The following is a 23,476-nucleotide window of genomic DNA, read 5'->3' as shown; positions in this document are numbered from 1 at the left end:
TGAATACAATGCGCCGATGCGACTGTATTCATTCTTCATCGGCCTCGTGCTGACACTCCTGTGCGGCGCCGCGTGCGCGCAACACGCGGCGACCTGGATCTGGGCCCCGGGCGATATCGAGATCTGGCTCAGCAACCGGATGCAGGTGCAGCGCGTCGAGCGCGACGTCGCCTGGCCGCCGTTCTGGCGCCTGTACAGCCACCAGCCGCAAGTGAACTTCATGCGCCAGGTGGACCTCGCCGCGCCCGAAGACATCCTCGTCACCGTCGAAGGCACGTACAACGTCGCCATCGACGGCCGTTTCGTCCACGGTGACCAGCGCCACATCCACGTACCGGCCGGCAGGCACGCGCTGAATATCCAGGTCTACAATCCCGCGTCGCCGCCGGCAGTCCTCGTGCAGGGCACGACGATCCGGTCCGACGCTTCGTGGACGGTCGGGCCGCGGCCGAATGTGCCGACGGCCGTCCATGCGGCCCACTGGCGTCTCACTGCGGCGGACGAGCCGCCATCGCACTTCCGCCTGGCCACCCGCGAGGTGCGTCCCGTCGCCATCGAGCGTGACGCACACGGCATCCTCGTCGACTTCGGCCAGGAAACCACGGGTTTCGTTCAATTGAAGAACCTGACCGGCAACGGCCGCGTGACCTTGTATTACGGCGAATCGCGGGAGGAGGCAATGTCGGAAGAGGGTGCCGAGACGCTCGACAATTTCACCGTCACCCATCACCGCGGCACATTCACCGCGCCTACCGCGCGCGCCATGCGCTACGTGCGCATCCGCGTCGACGGCGCACTGCGCGTGGGCGACGTGGCGCTCCAGTACGAATACCTGCCCGTCGCGCACCGCGGCACGTTCCGCAGCTCGGACGAGGAATTGAACCGGATCTGGGACGTTGCGCAGCGCACCCTGGAACTCAACACGCGCGAATTCTTCATCGACGGCGTCAAGCGCGACCACTGGATCTGGTCCGGCGACGCGGTGCAGGCATACCTGATGAATTATTACGCCTTCTTCGACGGCGACACGGTCAAGCGCACGACGTGGGCGCTGCGCGGTGCGGACCCCGTCGACATGCACATCAACACGATCCTCGACTACTCGCTGTACTGGTTCATCGGCATCCGCGACTATTATCAGTACACGGGCGACGCCGACTTCGTGCAAGCGATCTATCCGCGCATGGTCACGCTGATGGACTTCGTGTTGCGCCGGCGCAACGGGGACGGCATGCTGGAAGGGCGTGCGGGGGACTGGGTGTTCGTCGACTGGGCCGACATGCCGAAGGACGGCGAGCTGGCCGTCATCCAGCTGTTGTTCGCGCGCAGCCTGGAAGCGATGGCCGACTGCGCGGCGCTCGCGCACGACGACGCGCAAGCGGCCACCTACCGCGGGCTGGCCACCGACCTGAAGGCGAAGATCCATGCCGCGTTCTGGGACCCGCAGCGCCAACTCTTCATCCACGGCCGCAAGGACGGCAAGCCGAATCCGGTCGTCACACGGCATCCGAACATGTTCGCACTGCTGTTCGGCGACGTGGACGCCGAGCAGGCGGACGCCATCCGCCGCAACGTGCTCATGAACGATGCCGTGCCGAAGATCACGACGCCGTACATGCGATTCTACGAACTGGCGGCGCTCGCGGAGAGCGGGCAGCAGGCACGGGTCACGCGGGAAATCAAGGATTACTGGGGTGGCATGCTGCGCGCGGGCGCGACCTGCTTCTGGGAAGAATACGACCCGAACGTGCAGGGCGCCGCGCGCTACGCCATGTACGGCAAGCCGTTCGGCAAGAGCCTGTGCCACGCCTGGGGCGCGAGTCCGCTGTACCTGCTCGGCAGATACTACCTGGGCGTGAAGCCGACACAGCCGGGGTACGCGGCGTACGTCGTGGAACCCGACCTGGGCGGGCTCGCGTGGATCGACGGGAAGGTGCCGACGCCGCACGGCGACATCGCGGTGTTCGCGGACGCGGCGCGGATCAAGGTCACCGCTGCCGCGGCGGGCGCCGGCGTGCTGCGCTTCGCCAGCAGCACGGCGCCTCGCAGCGACAGGGGCACGATCCGCCAGGTAGCCGACGGCCGGTACGAACTCGCGCTGGAGCCCGGAAAGGCGTACGTCGTCGAGCGGCGGTGATCAGGCCAGCGGATCGATCGCGAACGCCGGCATGCGCACTTTTTCGCGCGCGGCCTCGAGGAATTTGTCCGAGGTGAGCAGCGCTTCGTGGATCGTCACGTCCATGTCGAGGTAGCGGTACGTGCCGAGGCGGCCGACGAACGTCACGTTGGTCTCGTTGCGCGCGAGGTTCACGTATTTTTCCAGCTGCGCTTTCTCGCGCGCCTGGCGGATCGGATAGTACGGCGTATCGTTTTCCTCGCACTGGCGGCTGTATTCCATGTAGCAGACCGTGCGGTCGTGCTGTTCCCACGGCGAGAAATGCTTGTGCTCCGTGATGCGCGTGTAGGGCTTCGCGTCGTCGCAGTAGTTGATGACGGCATTGCCCTGGTAGTCGCCCGTGTCGCGGAACACTTCGAAGTCGAGCGTGCGGTAGGGCAGGCGGCCTTCCACGTGCTTGAACCACGCGTCGATCGGGCCGCTGTAGAACACGTGGTCGTAGTCGGTCTTGGACGCCGGATCGAAGCGCGTACCCAGGTGGACGGTGATGCCCGGCACCTTCAGGACGTTCTCGACGAGCGCCGTGTAGCCGTCCGCCGGCATGCCCTGGTATTTGTGGTTGAAGTAATTGTCGTCGTAGTTGAAGCGCACCGGGAGGCGCTTCAGGATGCTGGCCGGCAGTTCGCTCGGATGCAGCCCCCACTGCTTCATCGTATAGGTCTTGAAGAAGGCTTCGTACAGCTCGCGGCCCACGAAGCGCAGCGCCTGTTCCTCGAACGTCTGCGGATTCTCGATCGTCTTGTCGCCCAGCGACTGGATGAACGCCTGCGCCTCGGCGGGGCGGAACGTCTTGCCGAAGAACTGGTTGATCGTCAAGAGGTTGATGGGCAACGTGAAGACACGGTTATCCGTGATCGCTTTCACGCGGTTCACGTACGGTTTGAATTCCGCGAAGCGGTTCACGAATTCCCAGGCCCGCTCGTTATCGGTGTGGAAAATATGGGGTCCATAGACGTGGACCATGACGCCTGTCTCGCTGTCGCGCTCCGAATGGCAATTGCCCGCGATATGGTCGCGCGCCTCGAAGATTTCGACGTTGTAGCCCGCATGGGCCAACTGGTTGGCGATGACTGCTCCCGAAAATCCGGCCCCGACGATGGCAATGTTCTTTTTCATTCGCTTATCCTGATGTGATGGTTGTCCTTGCCGTCGCGACGGATACGGCCGGCGCGTGCTGCCGCCGCCGTCCGCCCGTACGGACGCCTTGCCACGCATGCGCTGCCGGTTGCTTATCTTCTCCCCCTTCGCTTGTGCTTTTTATCGAGCAGATGGCACCGTGTCTCACGCTGCGTGCTTTCTATTTCTCGCGCCACTGTTCATGCGTAAACACCGCAATGACTTGCGGTTACAGAACGATTGGAATGTGAAATATAGTGCAAAAAATATATCATCCTTCACTCGTTTTGCCCCGCACAATTGGACGGGGCAACAGAGCGGGCGGGCGCGTCAATACGAATGAAAGGCGTGCTCGCCGGGCGCTTCGGGACGTTTCCGAACGCGTCACGGAATATCCGCGACCGGGGCGGCCGCAAACGCAAAAACCGCCGGCCGAAGCCAGCGGTTTGAAAGTCGACAATGTGCCCGGCGGCGCCGGGCAGGCGCTGCGATCAGCGCTTGTTGTCGTTCTTGTGGCTCTGCGAGCCGGCCTTGGCGTGCTGCTCCGGCGTGCCGCCGCGGGTGCTGTTGCCGCTCTGCTGACTGCCGCTACCCTGGCTTTGCTGGCTGCCGTCGTTCTTGTGGCTCATGGAGCCGGCGCGGCGTGCTTCTTCCGAGGTGAACTCGTGGGCATTGCCAGAAGCGTGGGCGGCCTTGCCGCCTTCCGAGGCGATTTCGCGCTGTTTCTGCGGGTCCATCGATGCGAAACCGCGGTTGCTGGTGTCGCCGCTCTGGTTGTTACCCTTGTTACCGCCTTGCTGGTTGTTCGATGCCATGATCGTTCTCCTTAAAGTTGGTTAAGCGCTGGTGCACTTCCCTGGCGGTCCGGCTGTCGAAGCCGCCGTGTCGGGAAGAGGTGAGTCCATGTTACGACCCGGACCATGCGTCCGGAATAGGAGTTCTTATGGCTGGCTTGTAGGATGAGTCTGTCCATTTTGGTGCAATAGTTCAGTGAAAAGCGGGACCGGGCGGCGGCGCACCATCGCGGCGCAGGAGGGTGTCGGCCAGCCGCGGGTCGTCCAGGCGCACGATCGACAACGGGTGCGCGAACTCGATGCCCTCCTGCTGAAAGCGGCGATAAATCTGGAGGAAGATGTCCTGCTGCGCGTCCATGTGCAGGATGTAGTCGGGGCTGCGGTAGTGGTAGACGACTTCGAAATCCAGCGACCACTGGCCCCAGGCGAAAAAGTGGGCGCGCTCGAAATCGATGTTCGGCTTGCTCGCGATGATCTCCCGGATGATGTGAGGGATGCGGCACAGCAGGTCTTCCGGCATGCCGTACGCGACGCGCAGCACGAACGCGACGCGCCGCGTCTGCATGCGCTTGTGGTTGTGGATGCGACTCTTCAGCAGTTCGCCGTTGGAGAACACGACCTGCTCGCCGCCCAGGCCGCGGACGCGCGTCGTCTTGAGACCGATGTGCTCGACGGAGCCCAGCACGTCGCCCACGATGATGAAGTCGCCGACCTCGAACGGCTTGTCCAGCATGATGGAGAGCGAGGCGAACAAGTCGCCCAGGATATTCTGCGTGGCCAGCGCGACGGCGACGCCGCCGATGCCCAGGCTGGCGACCAGGGTGGTGATGTTGATCCCGAAATTATCGAGGATCATCAACGTGACGACGACCCACAGCAGCAGGCGCGAGATGAAGCACAGCACGCTGCTGGACGCGCGCCGCTCGCCGTCGACGGGGCCGATGCTGAATTGGTCGCGCCACGCGCGCAGGCCCGTGTCGCCCCAGACGGCCGCCTGCAGCATCAGCGCCGCGATGGCGATGCGCGCGACGAATTTCTCCTGCTTCGCCGTCAGCTCCAGGAACGTGCTGCCGAAATAAATCGCGAACACGACGATGAACAGCAGATAGGTCTGCGACAGCATGCGCGTGACGAAATCGTCCAGCCGCGTGCGGGTCCGCCGGGCCACGGCCTCCACGCGCCGCAGGACGAACGCCCGGGCGAACATCATCGCAACCGCGGCGCCGAAGGTCACCGCCAGCGCGCCTGCCCACGCTTCGAACGGATTGCCGAGGAAAGATAACTGGCCTGTCCGGGACAGGAACGGAAACATCATCGAGACACTCCAGAGGTGCAAAAGCCAGCCGCTAGTTTGGGGGCGGGCGCCTGCACGCCGCGCACAATTGACTTTCAGCAGGACGCGGCATACATTGTCTTATTTGCATCAATCCCTCGCCGCACAACCGATGCCCCCCGACCAGACCACCAAGATCCTGCTCGTCGACGACCAGCCGGCCAACCTGGCGGTGCTGGAAGCCATCCTGGCGGACCTTGGCCAGACGCTCGTCGCCGTGACGTCGGGCGAGGCCGCGTTGCGCGAAGTGCTCGCCAACGACTTCGCCGTCGTGCTGCTGGACGTGCGCATGCCGACGATGAACGGCTTCGAGCTCGCCGGCCTGATCCGCGAGCACCCGCGAACGCACAGCCTGCCTATCATCTTCCTGACCGCCGGCGACGCCGCCGAATTCCCGCTCGAGCGCGCGTATGCGCTGGGCGCGGTCGACTACCTCACGAAGCCCTTCAATCCCGTCGTGCTGCGCGCCAAGGTCGCCGTCTTCATCGACCTGTTCCGCAAGAATGTGGAGCTGGCGCGCATCGAGGAAGAACGCCACCGCGCCCAGCTCCGCTCGCGCGACGCGCGCTTGCGCCTCATCCTCGACAACATCCGCGACTACGCGTTCATCGGCACCGACGTCGAGCGCATCGTCACGGAATGGGAAGGCGGCGCGGCCGCGATCACGGGGTGGGATGCGGATGCCGTGCATGGCCGCAGTGCCGACGTGCTGTTCACGGCGGAGGACGCGGCGGCCGGGGTGCCCGCACAGGAAGCGCGGCGTGCGCTCGAGCAGGGCCGCGCGGACGACCGCCGCTGGCACGTGCGGCGCGACGGCAGCCGCTTCTACGCCGACGGCGTGCTGGTGCCGCTGCGCGACGAAGCGGGCACGCACGTGGGCTTCGCCAAGATCATCCGCGACGCGACGGCGGAAAAGCTCGCCGCGGAACGCCTGGCCGAAAGCGAGCGGCGGCTGGACGACAGCCGGCGCGAAGCGGAGGCCGAACGCGAGCGCCTGCTGCGCGAACTGCAGGCCGCAAGCGAGCGCATGCGCGACATCTTCCACCGCGCCCCGGCCATCATGTGCGTGATGAGCGGGCCGGAACACGTGATCGAGATGGCCAACCAGCGCTACCTGGAGCTGGCCGGCGGCCGCCCGCTCGCGCAACGCCCCGTGCGCGTCGCGCTGCCGGAACTGGAAGGGCAGGGCTTCGTCGACGTGCTCGACCGCGTCTACCGCACCGGCGAGGCCGTCGAAGGCCACAACGTACGCCTGTTGATGCTGCAGGATGCCGATGGCAATGGCGCCGCCGTCGCCGAACACTTCCTCGACTTCGTCTGCATGGCCTTGCGCGACCCGGACGGCAGCGTGTCCGGCGTGCTGCTGCACGGCGTCGACGTCACCGAACGCACGCGCGCGAACCTGCTCGCGATCGGCCAGCGCGGCGCGCTTGAGCTGGCCGTCACCGATGCGCCGCTGGGCGACGTGCTCGACGTGCTGGCGCGCACGGCCGAGGACTACGGCGGCGGCGCGGCGCTCGCCTCCGTGCAGTTGATGGCGCCGGACGGCCGGCTGCGCCACGCCGCGGCGCCGTCGCTCGACGTCGATTTCCAGCGCGCGCTCGACGCGGTGCCCGTCGACCCCGTGGCCGGCGCGGCGGGCAGCGCGGCTTGGCGCGGCGAACCGATCGGCTGCGCCGACATCGCCACCGACCCGCTGTGGCAGCCGTACGTGGCAATCGCCCGGGCGCACGGCGTGGCCGCGGCGCGCGCGCTGCCGATCCTGGCCCCGTCGGGCGCCGTGCTGGGCACGTTCACCTTGTACTACCGCGAACGACGGCTGCCCGGGCCGCAGGAAGAGGCGGCGCTGGCGCTGCTGGCCAACACGGCGTCGCTGGTGATCGGCCAGCGCCACGAGGCGGCCGAACGCCAGGCGGCCGAGCACCGCTCGCGCGCGATCCTGGAAAGCATGAGCGAGGGCTTCATTGCGCTCGACCCGGCCTGGCGCATCACGTACGCGAACGGCGCGGCGGAAGCCGTCACGCGCAGGCAGCGCACGGAACTCGTCGGCGCGCAGTTCTGGGACTTGTTCGCCCGGCTGCGCGGCGGGCCGCAGGAACAGGCGCTGCGGCGGACGGCGCTGGAGGGCACGCGCAGCCGCATCGAAGCGTACGACGACGACCAGCACCGCTGGTTCGAGATCAATTCCTTCCCGATGGGCGCGGCCGGCGCGGAAACGGGCGGCCTCGCGCTGTACTTCCGCGACGAGACGGACCGCCGCCGCGCCGAGGAGGGCATCCGCCGGCTGGCAGCGGTGGCCGAGCAGTCGTCCGACTTCATCGGCATCTTCACGCCGGACGCGGGCGGCATCTACCTGAATCCGGCCGGGCGCCGCCTCGCGGGCCTCGACGAGCGCACGAACATCGCCGCATGGCGCATGATCGACTTCTTCCCACGCGAAGACCGGCCGTTCGTGCGCGACCACGTGATGGCGGCGCTGACGGGCATTGCCGCCGCCTGGGAAGGCGAATTGCGCCTCGCGCAGCCGGACGGGCGCGAATCCGTGCCCGTGTATTTCAAGGGCTTCGCCGTGCGCGATGCCGACGGCAACAACATCGGCCTCGCGACCATCACGCGCGACATCACGGCGCAGAAGCGCGCCGAGGACGAGCTGCGGCGGGTGGCCGCCGACCTGTCGGAGGCGGACCACCGCAAGAGCGAATTCCTCGCCACCCTGGCGCACGAGCTGCGCAACCCGCTCGCGCCGATCCGTACGGGCCTCGACCTGTTGCGCATGGCGCCGCGCGAGCCGGACGCCGCGGCGCGCGTGCACGCGATGATGGACCGCCAGCTGGGCCACCTGATCCACCTCGTCGACGACCTGCTCGACATCGCCCGCATCACGCGCGGCAAGATCGAGCTCAAGAAGGAAGAGGTGGACTTGAAGGCCATCGTGCAGATGGCCGTCGAGACGAGCGCCGCGCTGCTCGAGAGCCACGGCCACCGCCTCGTGGTGGACGTGCCCGCCGAACCGCTGCCGCTGCTGGCGGACGTCACGCGCATGGTGCAGGTACTCTCGAACCTGCTCAACAACGCCGCCAAGTACACGCCGTCCGGCGGCCGCGTCGCGCTGGGCGCGTGGCGCGAGGACGGGCATGCCGTCGTCGCCGTGTCCGACTCGGGCATCGGCATCCCGCCCGAGGCGATCGGCTCCGTCTTCGAGATGTTCACGCAGGTGCGCGGGAGCCTGGACCGTGCGCAGGGCGGCCTCGGGATCGGCCTCTCGCTTGTTCGCCGTCTCGTCGAACTGCACGGCGGCCGCGTGAACGCGTTCTCGGCCGGGCGCGGCCGGGGCAGCACGTTCACCGTGCGCTTGCCGCTGCATCCCGGTTCGCCGCACGCCCGCGCGGCCGGCGCGGAATCGGGCGACCGCGCCGAGCCGCGGCCGCCTGTGCCGCTGCGCGTGCTCGTCGTGGACGACAACGCGGACGCCGCCGACAGCCTCGTCGCACTGCTGGAGGTGCTCGGCCACACGGCGTGGGTCGCCCGCGACGGGCCGCAAGGCCTGCACCTGGCACTGGACGTGCGGCCCGACCTCGTGCTGCTCGACATCGGCCTGCCCGGCATGAGCGGCTACGAGGTGGCGCGCGCCATCCGCCACAGCCAGGGCGTGCGCCAGATCGTCCTCATCGCGCTGACGGGATGGGGCGCCCAGAGCGACCAGCAGCAATCGCACGACGCGGGCTTCGACCAGCACCTGACGAAACCCGTGAGCCTGGAGGCGCTGGAACAGGCGCTGGCCGCCGCCGCGCGCACGCTGCCATGAGGAAGGGATCCGCCCCGATCGACGTCTCCTGCGGCACGCTCGTCGTCGACGCCACCGGGCGCCTGCTGCTGGGCCACGTGACCCACACGCCCCGCTGGGACATTCCGAAAGGCCTGCTGGACCCGGGCGAGACGACATTGGAAGCCGCGATGCGCGAACTGCGCGAAGAGATGGGCCTCGAATTTCCACCGGAAGCGTTCCGCGAACTGGGACGCTTCGACTACCGCCGCGACAAGATGCTGCACCTGTACCGCGTGGACGTCGGCGCTACGTTGCCGGACCTCGCGCACCTCACCTGCACGAGCATGTATCCGCACCACGCGACGGGCGCGCCGACGCCGGAGATGGACGGCTTCCGCTGGGCCACGCGGGACGAAGTGGCGACCTTGTGCTGGCCGCGCATGGCCGCGCGGCTACTCGCGATCGGCTGGTGAAGGAGCGCGGCGCGCCTCGACGTCGCGCAGCACCGATTCGATCGCCGTCACCGTCGCCGGCTTCGTCAGGTGAGCGTCGAACCCGGCCTCCGCGGTGCGCGCGCGGTCGGCCGCGCCGCCCCAGCCCGTGAGCGCGACCAGCATCACGCCATCGTTGCGCGGCTCGCGCCGCACGGCCTCGGCCACCTCGTAACCGGACATGCCGGGCATGCCGATGTCGAGGAAGACGGCGTCAGGCTGGAGGCCGTCGAGCATGCGCAGCGCCTGGTGCCCGCCGTGGGCGACGACGACGTCGTGCCCCATCACGGACAGCAGCGCGGCCAGCGTGTCGGCGGCGTCGCGGTTGTCGTCCACGACGAGCAGTCGCAGCGCGGCCACGGCGGACGCCTCGGCCCCTGTCGGCGCGGGGGCCGCGTCCGGCGCGGGCGCGCTGCGCGCGAGCGGCAGCCGCACGGTGAACACGCTGCCCATGCCCGTGCCGCCGCTCGCCGCCGTGATCGTCCCGCCGTGCAGTTCGACGAGGCTGCGCACGAGCGACAGGCCGATCCCGAGTCCGCCCGGCATGTGCTGCGCCGCGTGCGCGACCTGGGTGAACATCTGGAAGACCTCGCCCAGCGATTCGGGCGGGATGCCGATGCCGTTGTCGGACACGACGATCAGCGCCTGCTCACCATCACGTTCGGCCGCCAGCACGATATGCCCGCCGCGCGGCGTGTACTTCGCGGCGTTGTTCAGGAGGTTGCTGACCACCTGCGTGATGCGCGTGGCGTCCGCGTGCAGCACCAGCGGTTCCGGCGGCAGGCGCACGTCGAGGCGGTGGCGCGCCGCCTCGATCAGCGGCATGCTCGTCTCCACGGCCGCATTCAGCACGTCGGCCAGGTTCACCAGCGCGGGTTTCAGCTCGACCTGGCCGCGCGTGATGCGGGCCACGTCGAGCAAGTCGTCGACGAGGTGCACGAGGTGGTCGAGCTGGCGGTCCATGATGTCCTGCACGCGCGCGATCGCGGTCGGGTCGGAGCGGGTGCGGCGCATCAGCTGCAGGCCGCTGCGGATCGGCGCGAGCGGATTGCGCAGCTCGTGCGCGAGCGTCGCCAGGAACGCGGTCTTGCGGCGGTCCTGCTCGGCCAGGTCGTCGGCGAGGCGGCGCAGTTCGACTTCGGTGCGGCGGCGTTCCGTGATGTCCGTGAACAGCACGACGACCTTGCGGCTGCCCACGGGCCCCACGCGCGCCGCGGAGACGTCGTACCAGCGCTCGAGCCGCTCGACCTGGTCGACGAAGTGCACCGGATCCCCGCCCGCCGCGACCTTGGCGAAGGCGTCGAGCCAGCGCGCGGCATCCGACGGGACCAGGGCACGCGCCGTGTGCCCGACGGCGTCGGCGAGGCCGGTGGCCTTCACGAAGGCGGGGTTCACTTCGAGGAAGCGGTAGTCGCACGGGACGCCGGCACCGTCGTACACCATCTCGATGACGCACACGGCCTCGCCGATCGCATCGAACAGCGTACGGTAGCGCTCCTCGCTGGCCTGCAGCCGCTCCTCGGCCTGTTTCTGCAGCGACGCGTCGATCACGACGCCGCGCATCATGCCGCGCGGGCCGCCGCCGTCGCGGTCCAGGCGGCCGCGCGCGATGACCCAGCGCCAGCCACCCTCAGCCGTCCGGACGCGGAACGTGGCGTCGTACGGTTCGCCCGTCTGCATGGCGTGGCCGAGCAGCGCTTGCGTGGGCGGCACGTCGTCCGGATGGATGACGGCGAAATAGGCCGCCACGTCGGCGCCGCCCGCGTCTTCCGGCGGCAGGCCGAACATCTCGACCATGCGGACGTCGGCGACGACGCGACCGGTCGCGATGTCCATCGTCCAGACGGCCACCTCGGCGGCGGTGATGATGGCCTCCAGGCGCGCGCGGGTCTCCTGCAGCGCCGCTTCCGCGCGCCGCCGCTGGGCCGCCGTCGCGTAGGCGTCGAGGAAGAAGCGGGCCTTGGCGCGCAGGATCGGCAGCGACACGGGATCGTGCAGCACGGCGAGTGCCCCGGCGTCGTACAGCGACTCCAGCGTGAACGGCGGTGCGGCGGGGATGCCGTGGACGATGACGGGCGCTTCCGGCAACGCCGCGCGCAACTGGCGCACGCTCTCGAACAGCAGGTCTGCATCGCCGGAATAGCCGGCCAGGACGAGCGCGAAGCCGGGCTGCTCGTCCGGATGGCGCGCGTGGCACAGGGCCTCGTCGAGCGTGCGGGCGCGGACCGGCTCATAGCCCAGTTCCGCGGCGACGGTGCCGACGGCGGGGTCCGGGACCGGACGGTCGCACAGTAACAGCACGCGTCCTTGGGTGGGGCCGCTCATGCATATGCTCCGCGCGCGGCAGGCGCGACGTACGGCGCGCGCCGGGATGCGTCCGGAGCGGTCGTTACCGCGGCATGCATACGCAGAATGTGAAGTTCATCGTGTTCCGAATGTAGGAGTTGCGGGCCCGGCTGTCAACTGGGTCGGGACAGCCGGGCGCCGGGCGCCGCGCATCGCCGGTAGGATGGGGCCGCGGGCACGCCGGCCTACCATGCCGGTCCCGCTGCACAGCAAGGAGAACACCATGCAAGTATCGAACGAGGGCGCCGGCTACGACGTTGGCGCCATCATGGGCGGCCTGTACGGCGACGGCATCATCGCCTGCAAGGGCGCGTTCAGCGCCGAATGGGTGGCGCAAGTGAAGGAAGACATCGAAACCCTGTTCGCCGAGGCGCGCGCGCGCCCGCGCGGCGCCCTCGAACGCGGCCCGTTCCGCTACTACGTCGAGGTGCATCCGGAGCGGCTGCGCGGCTTCGTCGGGCTGGCCACGCATCCGTGGGTCGTGGCCGTGTGCCGGGCCGTGCTCGGGCCGGACTACAAGATCGTGGAGGTCGGCTTCGACATCCCGTTCCCGGGCGCCATGCACCAGCCGTGGCACCGCGACTTCCCGGCACCGCCGGAGACGCTCGTGGGACGGCGCCTGAATTCGCTCGCGTTCAACCTGACGACGGTCGACGTGACGGAGGAAATCGGCCCGTTCGAGATCGCGCCGGGCACGCAATGGGACGACCTGGCCGGCGGCGACCCGATGTTCCCGGACAAGTCGCTGTACCCCCGCTACGAGGCCCGCGCCCAGCGCAAGCTGCCGCAGGTGGGCGACATCTCGGCCCGCTCGGCGCTGACGATCCACCGTGGCACGGCGAACCGCAGCAACCGGTCGCGGCCCGTCCTCGTGCTGGGCGTGGATGCGCCTGATGGCCGCAACGCCGACAAGCACGACTTGCAGGTCACGCAGGCGTACTGGGATGCGCTGCCGGATGCCGTGCGCGATCACCTGCGCTGCCGCATCGTGCCGGCGCTGGAAAACATCGAGCAGGCCCACACGATCGAGGGCCTGCGCATGGGGTTGACGGGTTAGCGGCTCGGGATGTCTTTCGGCGGCTGGCCGACGCGGCGCAGCTGGTCCGATTGCTGGTCGAGGTTCACTTCCTCGGCCACGTCGTAGCGGCCGTCCTGCGCGTCGTCGGCCGGCAGCAGGTTCTCCGAGCGGTCCTTGGCGCCGCTGGGCGCCCCTTGGGGCTGGCCGGGGTCGGCGCGCTGTTCGCTGCGCCCGTCTTTCGGTTTGTCTTGCTGGGTCATGCCGTCCTCCCATGGCGTTGTCGGAGCCGATTATGGCGCAGGGGAGGGCGGCCGGGCGCACGCTAACGGCCGTCTTCCCGGCGGCCGCCGCGCGCGGGCAGGTTCTTTTCCAGGATCGCCCACAGGATCAGGCCATACGCGAGCAGGCGGACGAGGTAGTGCAGCGGCGAGTCCTCGTTGTCGTCGTAGCTGAGCGCGGACACGATCCGGTGCACGCCCTCGATGCCGAACGACAGGGCGAAGTACAGGAAGAAGCGGTCGCGCGAATCGCGCCAGAAGCGCAGGAAGAACAGCGCGATGACGAATGAGGCCATGGCGATGGCGCCGGCAAACAGGTCGTTCATGTCGGTCCCGTTACTCCTTCTCGTAGATCAGGCCGTACAGCAGCAGGAGCACGGCCACGAGGGCCGACACCTGGCGCACGGGCAGCAGGTAGACATCCGGGAACACGACCTTGTCCAGCATGAGGAATACATTGTTTATCGTCAGCACGGCAAACGATGCGCCGCTCCAGAACAGCAGGCGGTGGCCGGTGCGCCGGTAACTGCCGAACAACAGCCAGGCACAGGCCAGCGACGTCAGGGTGCACAGCGTATAGATCGTAATCGCCATCAGGAATCCTTGCGCCATTTGAACGCGTCCGCGAATTGCTGGGCCTTGCGGTCGAGGGAAGAGTGGATCAGGTGCGTGACTTCGACCAGATGGGTCGCGTAGAGGTCGGCGAGGCGGTCGATGCGCTCGCGCAGTCCGGCATCGGCGGGGGCGTAGCGGTAGCCTTCCACCCCGTGCTCCGTGCAGGGACTGGCGATGCGGGCCCGGCACAGGTCGGCCAGCAGGTCCTCGGCCGTTTTTTCGCGCACGTACAGACGCCGCGCCAGCATGTCGAGGCGCCACGTCTGGTCCGGCGCCGCGCGCATCAGCAGCAACGCTTCCAGGAAAGGAACCGACGGTATGCTGGTCAGCACGAAGCGTCGGAGATCCTCGGGTATGGAGGGCTTATCCATCGCCATCTACGTTTGGACAAATATACTTTATATTTTGAAACGGGGATTTTATAGTATTCCCGCGGGAAATGCAGGTCTTTGCATCCAACCGTGCGCGGGTGTTCCGACGAGAACCCGTGCGATAGCTCAAGCTCTCGTCGGCTAAAATGACGGAATTCTTGATCTTGTCGATTCATTATGCTGAAGAAGTTGTTTACGCCCGCGCTCCTGCTGGCGTCCCTGTTGTCGCTCGGTGCGTGCCACCGCGACGCCGCACACGGGTCCGCGGCGCCCGTACCCGCCGACACGGCAGCGCATGCCGGCACCGGCGCGCCCCGGCCGCAGACCTGCCACGACCATTTCGTGGCGGGCGAACCGCCGCGCATCACGAACCCAAGGCTGGGCAAGGAGACGGAGGAGCTGTGCTTCAACGTCTTCAGCGTGCTGCATTCCGGCGTCACGCGCACTCCGCTGTGGTCGGCGGAGCACCTGCAGGCGCAGAACATCGAGGCGGCACAGGAATTGTCGCGTGAAAACTCGTTCCACCCGGAGCCGCGCCTGCGGTCCGACCAGCGCGCCGAGCTGTCCGATTATTCCCGCAGCGGCTACGACCGCGGCCACATGGCGCCGAACGGCGACATGCCGGATCGCGACAGCCAGCGCGACAGCTTCAGCCTTGCCAACATCGTCCCGCAGGACGGCGAGAACAACCGCAACCTGTGGGCCGGCATCGAAGGGGCCGTCCGCCGCATGGCGAAGAAGGAAGGCGACCTGTACGTCGTCACGGGGCCCGCCTTCCTCGGCACGGACCTGCGCAAGATCGGCAACGTGCTCGTGCCTACGCATTTGTATAAACTGGTGTACAGCCCGCGCCAGCGCGCCGGCGCCGCCTGGTTCGTCGAGAACACCGCAGACGCCAAGCCGAACGTGATCCCGGTCCCGGAACTCGAACGCATCATCGGCATCAACCTGCTGCCCGCGCTGTCCGACGCGGAGAAGGAGCGCGTACTGGACCTGCCGGAGATCCACGACAAGGCGCCGCGCGGCCGGCGCAACCGCCACTGAAAGGAAGTCCATGAACAGCAAACCGAATTTCGCCCCGTACGAGAACGAAGCCAACGTCGTCGAAGTGGGCCGCCTGATGGTTGAAAACCGTGTCGACCGGATCACGGTGTCCGGCGACGTCGATCTCACGGCCGACAAGGACGGCCTCGCCAAGGCGCGCCAGCTGCACGACCTGCTGGGCCGCGTCGTCGCCGCGCTGGAAGCGAAAAGCCTGCCGGACAAGCTGCCGCCGCCGGACGTCAAGACGGTCGCAAACCCCTTCGGCTGAGCGCGCGCCGGTCCGTGCGCGGACGAACGAAACGCATCGAAGACACGGGCCGCGAGGCCCGTTTTTCATGGCCGCGCGCCAGGGTGTTTACGCATGAGTTGTACGGGGTCAATGGTGCGCGCAACGCTGTCGCTTTGGAGTAGTCTCGACAAGAAACCGGCGCGAGGATCTCCACGCGGAAAACGTCGTGCTCCGCTGCGAGCAGGTCGGCGTGGCGCGCTTCGGCAAGGCCGGCAACCATACGATGACATCGGAGGAAACCATCATGCGACATACCCTAGTAGCAGTCTTCGACAACCGAAGCGATGCCCAGAACGCGCTGGACGAATTGCTGGCGTCGGGCTTCTCGCGCACGGATGCGAGCCTCTCCAGCGCCGACCCCACGGGCCAGTCGAACAGCGTGACGGGCAACGACGAAATGCTCACGGGCGCGCACGAGGAAGGCTTCGGCGCGTCGATCAAGCATTTCTTCACGAGCCTGTTCGGGTCGGACACGAACGAGCACGCGATGAAGTATTCGTACGCCGTCACGCGCGGCCACCACGTCCTCACCCTCACGACGGAATCCGAGCCGGAAGTGGAGCGTGCGGCCGACATCATCGAGCGCTTCGGCCCCGTCGACATCGACGAGCGCCACGACCAGTGGGCGCGCGAGACGGGCGGCGCGGGCGTCCTCGGCGCTGGCGCGTCCGGCATGCAGCAGTCGCGCAGCATGTCGGCGCAGTCGGGCAGTGCCGGCAGCGGGTCGGCATCTTCCGGCTCGTACCAGGGCACGCCGCCGGGGACGGAGCCGGGCTCGCTGCAGTACTCGTCCGAGGAAGACCGCAATTTCTTCGGCACGCAGAACATCAACGACCCCGTCCCGAAGGACATGACGTACCAGGAACCGCTGGGGGCCAACGAGCAGTCCGGCGGCTCGCTCGACAGCGCCACCGGCGGCAACACGCTGAGCGGCACGCAGAGCTCGTCGCTGAATCCGGGTACGTCGCGCCAGGTGTCGCAAGGCGGCTCACTGAGCCAGTCCGGCTCGGTCCTGCAAGGCACGGCGTCGATTCCCGGCTCGGACGACACGTCGCTGGGCGGCACCGCGATGATGGGCAACCAGTCCGGCTCGATGCAGCGCGACACGTCGACGTCGAGCTCGCGCGGCAAGGTGCGCGTGTTTTCTCAGGACCGTGGCACGGACGGTTCGTACGACGACACCTATCGCAACGACTGGGTCCAGCGTTACTCCGGGCTGGGCGACAGCTACGACGACTATGCGCCCGCGTACCGCTACGGCACCGAGATGCGAAGGAACGCCAAATACCGCGACCGGCCCTGGGACGACGTCGAATCGGACCTGAAAACGGACTGGGAAGCCCGCAACCCGGGTGTGTCGACGTGGGAGAAGTTCAAGGCGGCCGTGCGCCACGGCTGGGACAAGATCACGCCCGACCTGGACACGGACGACTGGTACCACGCTGACTGGCACGACAATTATTCGAGCCTGGGCGGCGGCTACGAGGAGTACGAACCGGCCTACCGGTACGGCACCGAGATGCGGTCGACCGCCAAATACCGCGACCGCTCATGGGACGAGGTCGAATCCGACCTGAAGCGCGACTGGGAGTCGCGCTACCCCGGCGCATCGACGTGGGACAAGTTCAAGGCGGCCGTCCGCCGCGGCTGGGACAAGATCACGCCGGACATCGACGACGACCACTACTACCGCACGCACTGGAACGCGCGCTACTCGAACGCCAACGAGACCTACGACGATTACCTGCCGGCCTACCGCTACGGCGACGAGGCGCGCCGCCTGCAGAAATACCGCAGCCGCCACTGGGACGACGTCGAGTCCGACCTGAAGGCCGATTGGGAATCGCGCTACACGAGCGGCACGTCGACGTGGGAAAAATTCAAGGCCGCCGTGCGCCATGGCTGGGACAAGATCACGCCCGACATGGACGATTCGACCTACTACCACACGCACTACGAGTCGAATTACGCGTCCACCGGGACCGACTACGACGACGTCGAGCCGGCCTACCGATACGGTAACGAGATGCGCAGCCGCGACACGTACCGCGACCGCTCGTGGGACGACGCCGAAAGCGACCTCAAGAAGGACTGGCACAGCAAGTACGGCGCGCACAACGAACCGTCGGCCTGGGAGCGTATCAAGGCGGCCGTGCGCCACGGCTGGGAGAAGATGACGGGCGACACGACGAGTGCCGACGACGACAGCTACTACCGCAGCCATTGGTCGAACCAGTACGCCTCCAGCGGCACGAGCTACGACGACACCGCGCCGGCCTACCGCTACGGCGCGCAGATGCGCAACGACGTCCGGTACCGCAACCGCGACTGGTCCGACGTCGAGAACGACCTGCGGGCGGACTGGGATACACGCTACGGCACGGACGGCGCGTCGACGTGGGAAAAAATGAAGGCGGCCGTACGGCACGGCTGGGACCGCGCCACGCTGTAAAGCCGATCAGGCGGTTTCGGACAGCGGCAGGCTGATCCGGTTCCGCCCCATGTGCTTGGCGCGGTACAGGGCGGCATCGGCAATGGCGACCAGTTCGCTGGCGCTGTTGTCCGGCGCCGCGATGGCGGTGGCGGCGCCGATCGACACTGTGACGTGCTGCGCCGCCGCCAGGCGGTTCGGCACCTGCAGCTGCTCGACGCGCGTGCGGATGCGTTCGGCGACGCTCGCCGCGCCTTTCAGCGACTGGTTCGGCAGGATGACGGCGAATTCCTCGCCGCCATAGCGCGCCACCAGGTCGTTCGCGCGCATCTCCCCCGCGACCGCGGTGGCGATACGCTTCAGGCACTCGTCGCCACCGAGGTGGCCGTTGGCATCGTTGTAGGCCTTGAAATTGTCGACGTCCACCATCAGCAGCGACAGCGGCTGGCGCTGGCGCAGCGCGCGCGCCCACTCGGCATGCAAGGTTTCGTCAAAGCAGCGGCGGTTGGCCAGGCCCGTGAGGCCGTCGCGCGTGGCCAACTGTTCGAGCGCGATCTGGGCCAGCTTTTCCTCCGTCAGGTCGCGCAAGGTCTCCACGACGGCCGCCAGCCGGCCGCGGTCATCGTAGATGAGGCTGGCGTCCGCGGCCAGGTAGCGCCGACGGCCAACGCGCGGCATGTCGCACCAGCTTTCGGCCGTCAGATGCTGGTCGTCGACCGGGCCGTGCAAGGTCGGGATGCGGCCATCCGCGGCGGCGCGCTCCTCGATCAGCAAGTCGGCGAGGGTAGCGCGGCGGTCTTCGAAAAAGCCGCGCCAATGGTCGCGCGTGCCAAGGATGTCGCGCGCCGGCACGCCCGTCAACCGTTCGCAGGCACGGTTCCACAGCATGACGCGCGCCGACGTATCGAGCACGAATACGGGAATCGCCAGCGTCTCCATCAGCTGGTGGGCGAAAGCGCGATCCGCCGCGCCCGAGGAATCCATGATGCGCTGTATTGTTGTTGTGCTTGTCATGAGCCGTCCTTCGGTTCTGTCTATTGAGCAATTTCTTGCTGACGAGAACCGATTGTGCGCTCGAGACAATAGCGCCCCTTGATTTTTGACAAGAGAAAAGCGGCGGTCAGCCCGACTCGGCCGCATGCACTGCAATGACGGCCTGCGCGACCCGGTCGACGCGGGTACACAACAAGTCGATGCGCGATGCCAGCAGCGGATCTTCGAGCGCATACTGGCGACGTACCTGCAACAGCTCCGACTGAATGGCGACCAGTTGCGCGAGCGGATCGAGGTTGCCGCGGCGCGCATCGGTGCCGCCCATCAGGCGGCCGAGCAGCATGTCGGATTCGGCCAGCGCCTGGTCGGCCTGGCTGCGCGCCTTCTGTTCGCGGCACAGCGCGGCTTCCAGCCGGGCGATGCGGTCCTCGCTGCGCACGCGGCGCCACAACAGCACGAACAGCACGGCCATCATGGCGAGGCCCACCGCACCGGCCTGCAGCCGCCCCGGCATCGCGAGCATGCGGTCGCGGTCGGACCATCCGAGCCATACGGCCAGCACGAGCAAGACCCCGACGGTGGCGCGCAGCGACTGGAGCAGCAGGGTTTTCATGACGAATCCCTTCGACGAGGACTAGGACGACGCTGTTAGGAACTTTCCGTATCAAAAGGTACGACTTTCTGAACGGTTCGCTTTTGCTCGCGGTCAATTTTAACGTCTTTACATCGGCCGCCGCTTGGCGAGGGACACCTTCTGCGACCACCGCCACTCGCGGTATAATGGAAGGTTGACGCGAGCCTTACCCGGATTTTTACCGTGACATACAGCATCAAAGAAATTTTCTACACCCTGCAGGGCGAGGGCGCCCATGCGGGCCGCCCCGCCGTGTTCTGCCGCTTTTCCGGCTGCAATTTGTGGACGGGACGCGAAAGCGATCGTGCCAGCGCCGTCTGCCAGTTCTGCGACACCGACTTCGTCGGCACCGACGGCGAACGGGGCGGCAAGTTCAAGGACGCGGCCAGCCTCGCCGCCGAGATCGACGGCCTGTGGCCCGCGTCTTACCCGGCGAGCAAATACGTCGTGTTCACTGGCGGCGAGCCGTTGCTGCAACTGGACGCGGCGCTGATCGATGCCATGCACGCCGTCGGCTTCACGATTGCCATCGAAACGAACGGCACCTTGCCCGTGCCCGCCGGAGTCGACTGGATCTGCGTGAGCCCGAAGATGGGCTCGACGCTCGTCGTCGAACGCGGCAACGAGATCAAGGTCGTGATCCCGCAGGCGGGGCAGGACCTGGCCGCCTACGAACACCTGGACTTCGACAATTTCTTCGTGCAGCCGATGGACGGCCCGCTGGCTGCCTTCAACACGAAGCTCGCGATCGATACCTGCCGGCGCAATCCGAAGTGGAAGCTGAGCCTCCAGACCCATAAACTCCTGAACATTCCCTGAAGCACAATGCTGACCATTACCCGCAAGCTGGAATTCGACGCCGGCCACCGCATCCCCGACCACAAGAGCCAGTGCCGTAACCTGCACGGGCACCGCTACACCCTGGAAATCACCTTGACGGGCGCAGTCATCGACGTCGAAGGCAATTCCGACAACGGCATGATCATGGATTTCTCGGACATCAAGGCGCTCGCGAAGGAGCATCTGGTCGACGTCTGGGACCATGCGTTCCTCGTCTATGAAAAGGACGAGTCCGTGCGCGGCTTCCTCGCCAGCCTGCCAAACCACAAGACGGTCGTGATCGACCGCATCCCGACCGTCGAGAACCTCGCGCAGGTCGCGTGGAACATCCTCAAGGCCGCGTACAAGGACCGGTACGGCACCGGCCTGCGCCTGCAGAAGCTCGTGCTGCACGAAACCCCGAACTGCTGGGCCGAAATCACGGATGCCTGACGCGGACGACAATACGTATATGGGTCTCGCGCTGCAGGAGGCCCGCAAGGCGTGGGCGGCCGGCGAAGTGCCCGTCGGGGCCGTTGTCGTTCGCGACGGCGAGGTGATCGCCGCCGGCTTCAACCAGCCCATCGGCCGCCACGATCCGACGGCGCACGCGGAGATCGTCGCACTGCGCGCCGCCGCCGAAAAGCTCGGCAATTACCGCCTGCCGGGCTGCGAGCTGTACGTCACGCTGGAGCCGTGCGCGATGTGCTCGGGCGCGATGATGCATGCGCGCCTGGCCCGCGTCGTGTATGCGGCACCGGACCCGAAGACGGGCGTATGCGGCTCCATCCTCGACCTGTTCGCGCTGGAGCAGTTGAATCACCACACGGACGTCGTCGGCGGCGTGCTGGCCGACGAAGCGAGCGCCATGCTGAAAGCATTCTTCGCCGAGCGCCGCGCGGCCCGGCGTCCGCCCGCGCCCGCGTCCACCGACTGAGCCGGGAGTGCGGCACGCGCACACCGCTGACGCCACTGGTTTGCCGAAAATGATATGCTGGTTCCAAGCCCCCGCCACATTTCGGCACGGGAGTATTCCTTGGACCATACGATCAACGCTCGGCACCCCTACCTGATCCGGTCGACCCGGTGCCGGCGACGCCGCCATGCCTAGTCTGAACGCCAACGGGATCCGCATCGCCTTCGACACCACGGGCGATCCGAAAGCCGTGCCCTTGCTGCTGATTTCCGGTCTTGGCCTGCAACTGACGGCCTGGCCGGACGAATTCGTCGAAGGCCTCGTCGACCTTGGCTTTTACGTGATCCGTTTCGATAATCGCGACAGCGGCCTGTCGACCAAGTTCGAGCACGCCGGCACGCCCAGCCTCACGCTGGCCTGGCTCAAGTCCCTGCTGCACCTGCCGCTCAAGCCGCCGTACCGACTGGAAGACATGGCCGACGATGCGATCGGCGTGCTGTCCGCGCTCGGCGTCGCGCGCGCGCACGTGGTCGGCATGTCGATGGGTGCGATGGTCGGCCAGCTGATGGCGGCAAAATTCCCGTCGCGGGTGCTCAGCCTCACGTCGATCATGTCCAGCACGGGCCGCCGCGGCTTGCCAGGGCCGACGCCGACCGCCCGCCGCGCGCTGCTGCGCCGGCCGCGCGCCTGGGCCAGCGTGGGCGACTTCGACGCCGCCGTCGACTACAACGTGCAGCTGTTGCAAACGGTCGGCAGCCCGGCGTATCCCACGCCGGAAAAGCACTTGCGCCGCCGCGTGGCGCGCGCGCTGCGCCGCAATTGCTGTCCCGGCGGCGTCATGCGCCAGATGCTGGCCGTGACCGCGTGCGGCGACCGCACACCGCAGTTGCAGACGATCGTCGCGCCGACGCTCGTCATCCACGGCGCAGCCGATCCGCTCGTGCCGCTCGCGTGCGGGATCGACACGGCGAACGCGATCCCCGGCGCCCGCCTGGAGGTCATCGAGGGCATGGGACACGACTTGCCGGCCCAGCTGCTCGAGCGCCTGCTCGCCTTGATCGACGCCCATGCGCACGGTAAGATGGCGCCCGACTCGACACCAAGGCTCTTCGTCAAACAGTGACCATCCCGAAACTGGGCATCGCCCTCATCGCGCCGGCCGGCTACGCGCCCGAACCGGAAGCCATCCCGCGCGGCATCGCGCGCCTTGCAGCCCAGGGCATCCTGGTCAAGAATTACTACAAGCACGAAGAACGCCACCTGCGCTTCGGCGCGACGGACGCGGAGCGCCTCGCCCAGCTGGAAGAGGCCGCCGCCGACCCGGACGTGCAGGTCGTGATGGCGATCCGCGGATCGTACGGCATCACACGCCTGCTGCCGGACATCGATTTCGAACGGATGGCGGCGAGCGGCAAGATCTTCTGCGGCTATTCCGACGTCACCGCCTTCCACATGGGCTTGTACGCGAAGACGGGCGCCCTCAGCTATGCAGGCCCGATGTTCACGAGCGACATCGGCGCCGCGGAGCCCGACGAGTTCACCTTGGACGATTTCCTCGACTGCCTGACCGGGCCCACGCATACGGTCTCCGGGCACGGCGCCGCGAATCCGCGGCTGGACGCGACGGGCACCGTCTGGGGCGGCAATCTCGCGATGGTCATGTCGCTCGTCGGCACCCCTTACTTCCCGCAGATCGACGGCGGCATCCTGTTCCTGGAAGACATCGCCGAACATCCGTTCCGCGTCGAGCGCATGCTGCTGCAACTGATGCAAACGGGTGTGCTGGTGAAGCAGCGCGCGATCGTGCTGGGCGACTTTTCCGGCTACCGCCTGGGAGCGATGGACAACGGCTACAACTTCGACGAGATGCTGAGTTATGTGCGCGCCACGTTGCCCGTGCCCGTGCTGACGGGCCTGGAGTTCGGCCACATCGCGCGCCACGTGACGATTCCGTTCGGCGCGCAGGGCCATTTGCAATGCGACGGGGAGCGCTGGACGTTGGGGCTGTCCGGCTACCCGACCTTGCAGCGCGGCTGACGCAGCCAC

22 protein-coding genes are annotated in these 23,476 nt (G+C 67.4%); 12 read left to right on the top strand and 10 right to left on the bottom strand.

Annotated features, from left to right (window positions below):
* The first annotated feature begins 16 nt into the window (after positions 1–16).
* A complete protein-coding gene (locus HAV22_RS11320; protein WP_166859185.1) occupies positions 17–2,137 on the top strand; it encodes an alpha-L-rhamnosidase-related protein in 2,121 nt (706 codons plus the stop codon).
* On the opposite strand, the gene glf is transcribed toward HAV22_RS11320, so the two are convergent.
* The 3 genes from glf to HAV22_RS11305 all read right to left on the bottom strand — a co-directional run bounded on the left by glf (position 2,138) and on the right by HAV22_RS11305 (position 5,401).
* A complete protein-coding gene (gene glf / locus HAV22_RS11315) occupies positions 2,138–3,292 on the bottom strand; it encodes a UDP-galactopyranose mutase (RefSeq protein WP_166859184.1) in 1,155 nt (384 codons plus the stop codon).
* 491 nt (positions 3,293–3,783) lie between these two features.
* A complete protein-coding gene (locus HAV22_RS11310; RefSeq protein WP_166859183.1) occupies positions 3,784–4,107 on the bottom strand; it encodes a KGG domain-containing protein in 324 nt (107 codons plus the stop codon).
* A gap of 172 nt (positions 4,108–4,279) precedes the next feature.
* The gene (locus HAV22_RS11305) at positions 4,280–5,401 is read right to left on the bottom strand and encodes a mechanosensitive ion channel family protein (protein WP_208296151.1); all 1,122 of its coding nucleotides are present in this window, start codon (positions 5,399–5,401) and stop codon (positions 4,280–4,282) included.
* 130 nt (positions 5,402–5,531) lie between these two features.
* On the opposite strand from HAV22_RS11305, the gene HAV22_RS11300 reads away from it, so the two are divergent.
* Complete coding sequence (locus tag HAV22_RS11300) at positions 5,532–9,224, top strand: response regulator (RefSeq protein ID WP_208296150.1); 3,693 nt, start codon at positions 5,532–5,534, stop codon at positions 9,222–9,224.
* Positions 9,221–9,658 carry an NUDIX hydrolase gene (locus tag HAV22_RS11295; RefSeq protein WP_166859180.1) on the top strand — a complete coding sequence of 146 codons (438 nt, stop codon included), beginning with the start codon at positions 9,221–9,223 and terminating at the stop codon, positions 9,656–9,658. Before HAV22_RS11300 ends, HAV22_RS11295 begins: the two co-directional genes overlap by 4 nt.
* On the opposite strand, the gene HAV22_RS11290 is transcribed toward HAV22_RS11295, so the two are convergent.
* Positions 9,638–12,001, bottom strand: a complete 2,364-nt coding sequence (locus tag HAV22_RS11290) for a PAS domain-containing hybrid sensor histidine kinase/response regulator (RefSeq protein WP_166859179.1) — start codon at positions 11,999–12,001, stop codon at positions 9,638–9,640. The genes HAV22_RS11295 and HAV22_RS11290 overlap by 21 nt on opposite strands.
* 244 nt (positions 12,002–12,245) lie before the next feature.
* Here HAV22_RS11290 and HAV22_RS11285 point away from each other — a divergent pair, with 244 nt between their 5' ends.
* Positions 12,246–13,079 (top strand): phytanoyl-CoA dioxygenase family protein, encoded by an 834-nt coding sequence (locus HAV22_RS11285; RefSeq protein ID WP_166859178.1) that lies wholly within the window; start codon positions 12,246–12,248, stop codon positions 13,077–13,079.
* On the opposite strand, the gene HAV22_RS11280 is transcribed toward HAV22_RS11285, so the two are convergent.
* The 4 genes from HAV22_RS11280 to HAV22_RS11265 all read right to left on the bottom strand — a co-directional run bounded on the left by HAV22_RS11280 (position 13,076) and on the right by HAV22_RS11265 (position 14,304).
* Positions 13,076–13,300, bottom strand: coding sequence for a hypothetical protein (locus HAV22_RS11280; protein WP_166859177.1), 225 nt, complete (start codon positions 13,298–13,300; stop codon positions 13,076–13,078). The two genes, HAV22_RS11285 and HAV22_RS11280, sit on opposite strands and share 4 nt — an antisense overlap.
* Before the next feature lie 62 nt (positions 13,301–13,362).
* Positions 13,363–13,644: a DUF5985 family protein gene (locus tag HAV22_RS11275; protein WP_166859176.1), complete on the bottom strand. Its 282-nt coding sequence runs from the start codon at positions 13,642–13,644 to the stop codon at positions 13,363–13,365.
* 10 nt (positions 13,645–13,654) lie between these two features.
* Entirely contained in the window at positions 13,655–13,912 is a 258-nt protein-coding gene (locus HAV22_RS11270; protein WP_166859175.1) for a DUF5985 family protein, read from the bottom strand.
* On the bottom strand, positions 13,912–14,304 hold the full coding sequence (locus tag HAV22_RS11265) for a hypothetical protein (protein WP_166859174.1): 393 nt from the start codon (positions 14,302–14,304) through the stop codon (positions 13,912–13,914). The genes HAV22_RS11270 and HAV22_RS11265 overlap by 1 nt, the downstream gene beginning before the upstream one ends.
* A 177-nt stretch (positions 14,305–14,481) precedes the next feature.
* Here HAV22_RS11265 and HAV22_RS11260 point away from each other — a divergent pair, with 177 nt between their 5' ends.
* The 3 genes from HAV22_RS11260 to HAV22_RS11250 all read left to right on the top strand — a co-directional run bounded on the left by HAV22_RS11260 (position 14,482) and on the right by HAV22_RS11250 (position 18,089).
* Positions 14,482–15,348 (top strand): DNA/RNA non-specific endonuclease, encoded by an 867-nt coding sequence (locus tag HAV22_RS11260; RefSeq protein ID WP_166859173.1) that lies wholly within the window; start codon positions 14,482–14,484, stop codon positions 15,346–15,348.
* A 10-nt stretch (positions 15,349–15,358) separates the two neighbouring features.
* The gene (locus HAV22_RS11255) at positions 15,359–15,616 is read left to right on the top strand and encodes a hypothetical protein (RefSeq protein WP_166859172.1); all 258 of its coding nucleotides are present in this window, start codon (positions 15,359–15,361) and stop codon (positions 15,614–15,616) included.
* A 187-nt stretch (positions 15,617–15,803) separates the two neighbouring features.
* Positions 15,804–18,089, top strand: a complete 2,286-nt coding sequence (locus HAV22_RS11250; protein WP_166859171.1) for a general stress protein — start codon at positions 15,804–15,806, stop codon at positions 18,087–18,089.
* 6 nt (positions 18,090–18,095) lie between these two features.
* Here HAV22_RS11250 and HAV22_RS11245 read toward each other — a convergent pair whose 3' ends face one another.
* Together HAV22_RS11245 and HAV22_RS11240 are read right to left on the bottom strand one after the other, a co-directional pair.
* A complete protein-coding gene (locus HAV22_RS11245; RefSeq protein WP_166859170.1) occupies positions 18,096–19,082 on the bottom strand; it encodes a sensor domain-containing diguanylate cyclase in 987 nt (328 codons plus the stop codon).
* A gap of 106 nt (positions 19,083–19,188) precedes the next feature.
* The gene (locus HAV22_RS11240) at positions 19,189–19,674 is read right to left on the bottom strand and encodes a hypothetical protein (protein WP_166859169.1); all 486 of its coding nucleotides are present in this window, start codon (positions 19,672–19,674) and stop codon (positions 19,189–19,191) included.
* A gap of 204 nt (positions 19,675–19,878) precedes the next feature.
* Here HAV22_RS11240 and queE point away from each other — a divergent pair, with 204 nt between their 5' ends.
* The 5 genes from queE (at position 19,879) to ldcA (ending at position 23,467) form a co-directional block, all read left to right on the top strand.
* On the top strand, positions 19,879–20,514 hold the full coding sequence (queE, locus tag HAV22_RS11235) for a 7-carboxy-7-deazaguanine synthase (protein WP_166859168.1): 636 nt from the start codon (positions 19,879–19,881) through the stop codon (positions 20,512–20,514).
* Positions 20,515–20,520: 6 nt separating this feature from the next.
* Complete coding sequence (gene queD, locus HAV22_RS11230) at positions 20,521–20,967, top strand: 6-carboxytetrahydropterin synthase QueD (RefSeq protein ID WP_166859167.1); 447 nt, start codon at positions 20,521–20,523, stop codon at positions 20,965–20,967.
* Positions 20,960–21,451 carry a tRNA adenosine(34) deaminase TadA gene (gene tadA / locus HAV22_RS11225; protein ID WP_166859166.1) on the top strand — a complete coding sequence of 164 codons (492 nt, stop codon included), beginning with the start codon at positions 20,960–20,962 and terminating at the stop codon, positions 21,449–21,451. Before queD ends, tadA begins: the two co-directional genes overlap by 8 nt.
* A 166-nt stretch (positions 21,452–21,617) precedes the next feature.
* On the top strand, positions 21,618–22,553 hold the full coding sequence (locus HAV22_RS11220) for an alpha/beta fold hydrolase (RefSeq protein WP_166859165.1): 936 nt from the start codon (positions 21,618–21,620) through the stop codon (positions 22,551–22,553).
* Positions 22,550–23,467 (top strand): muramoyltetrapeptide carboxypeptidase, encoded by a 918-nt coding sequence (gene ldcA, locus HAV22_RS11215; protein ID WP_166859164.1) that lies wholly within the window; start codon positions 22,550–22,552, stop codon positions 23,465–23,467. Before HAV22_RS11220 ends, ldcA begins: the two co-directional genes overlap by 4 nt.
* The last annotated feature ends 9 nt before the right edge of the window (positions 23,468–23,476 follow it).

This window comes from Telluria antibiotica, from assembly GCF_011682055.1.
GTDB classification, from domain to species: domain Bacteria; phylum Pseudomonadota; class Gammaproteobacteria; order Burkholderiales; family Burkholderiaceae_D; genus Telluria; species Telluria antibiotica.
The sequence above is the reverse complement of the archived record's forward strand: the minus strand, read 5'-3'. Positions and strand labels throughout refer to the sequence as shown.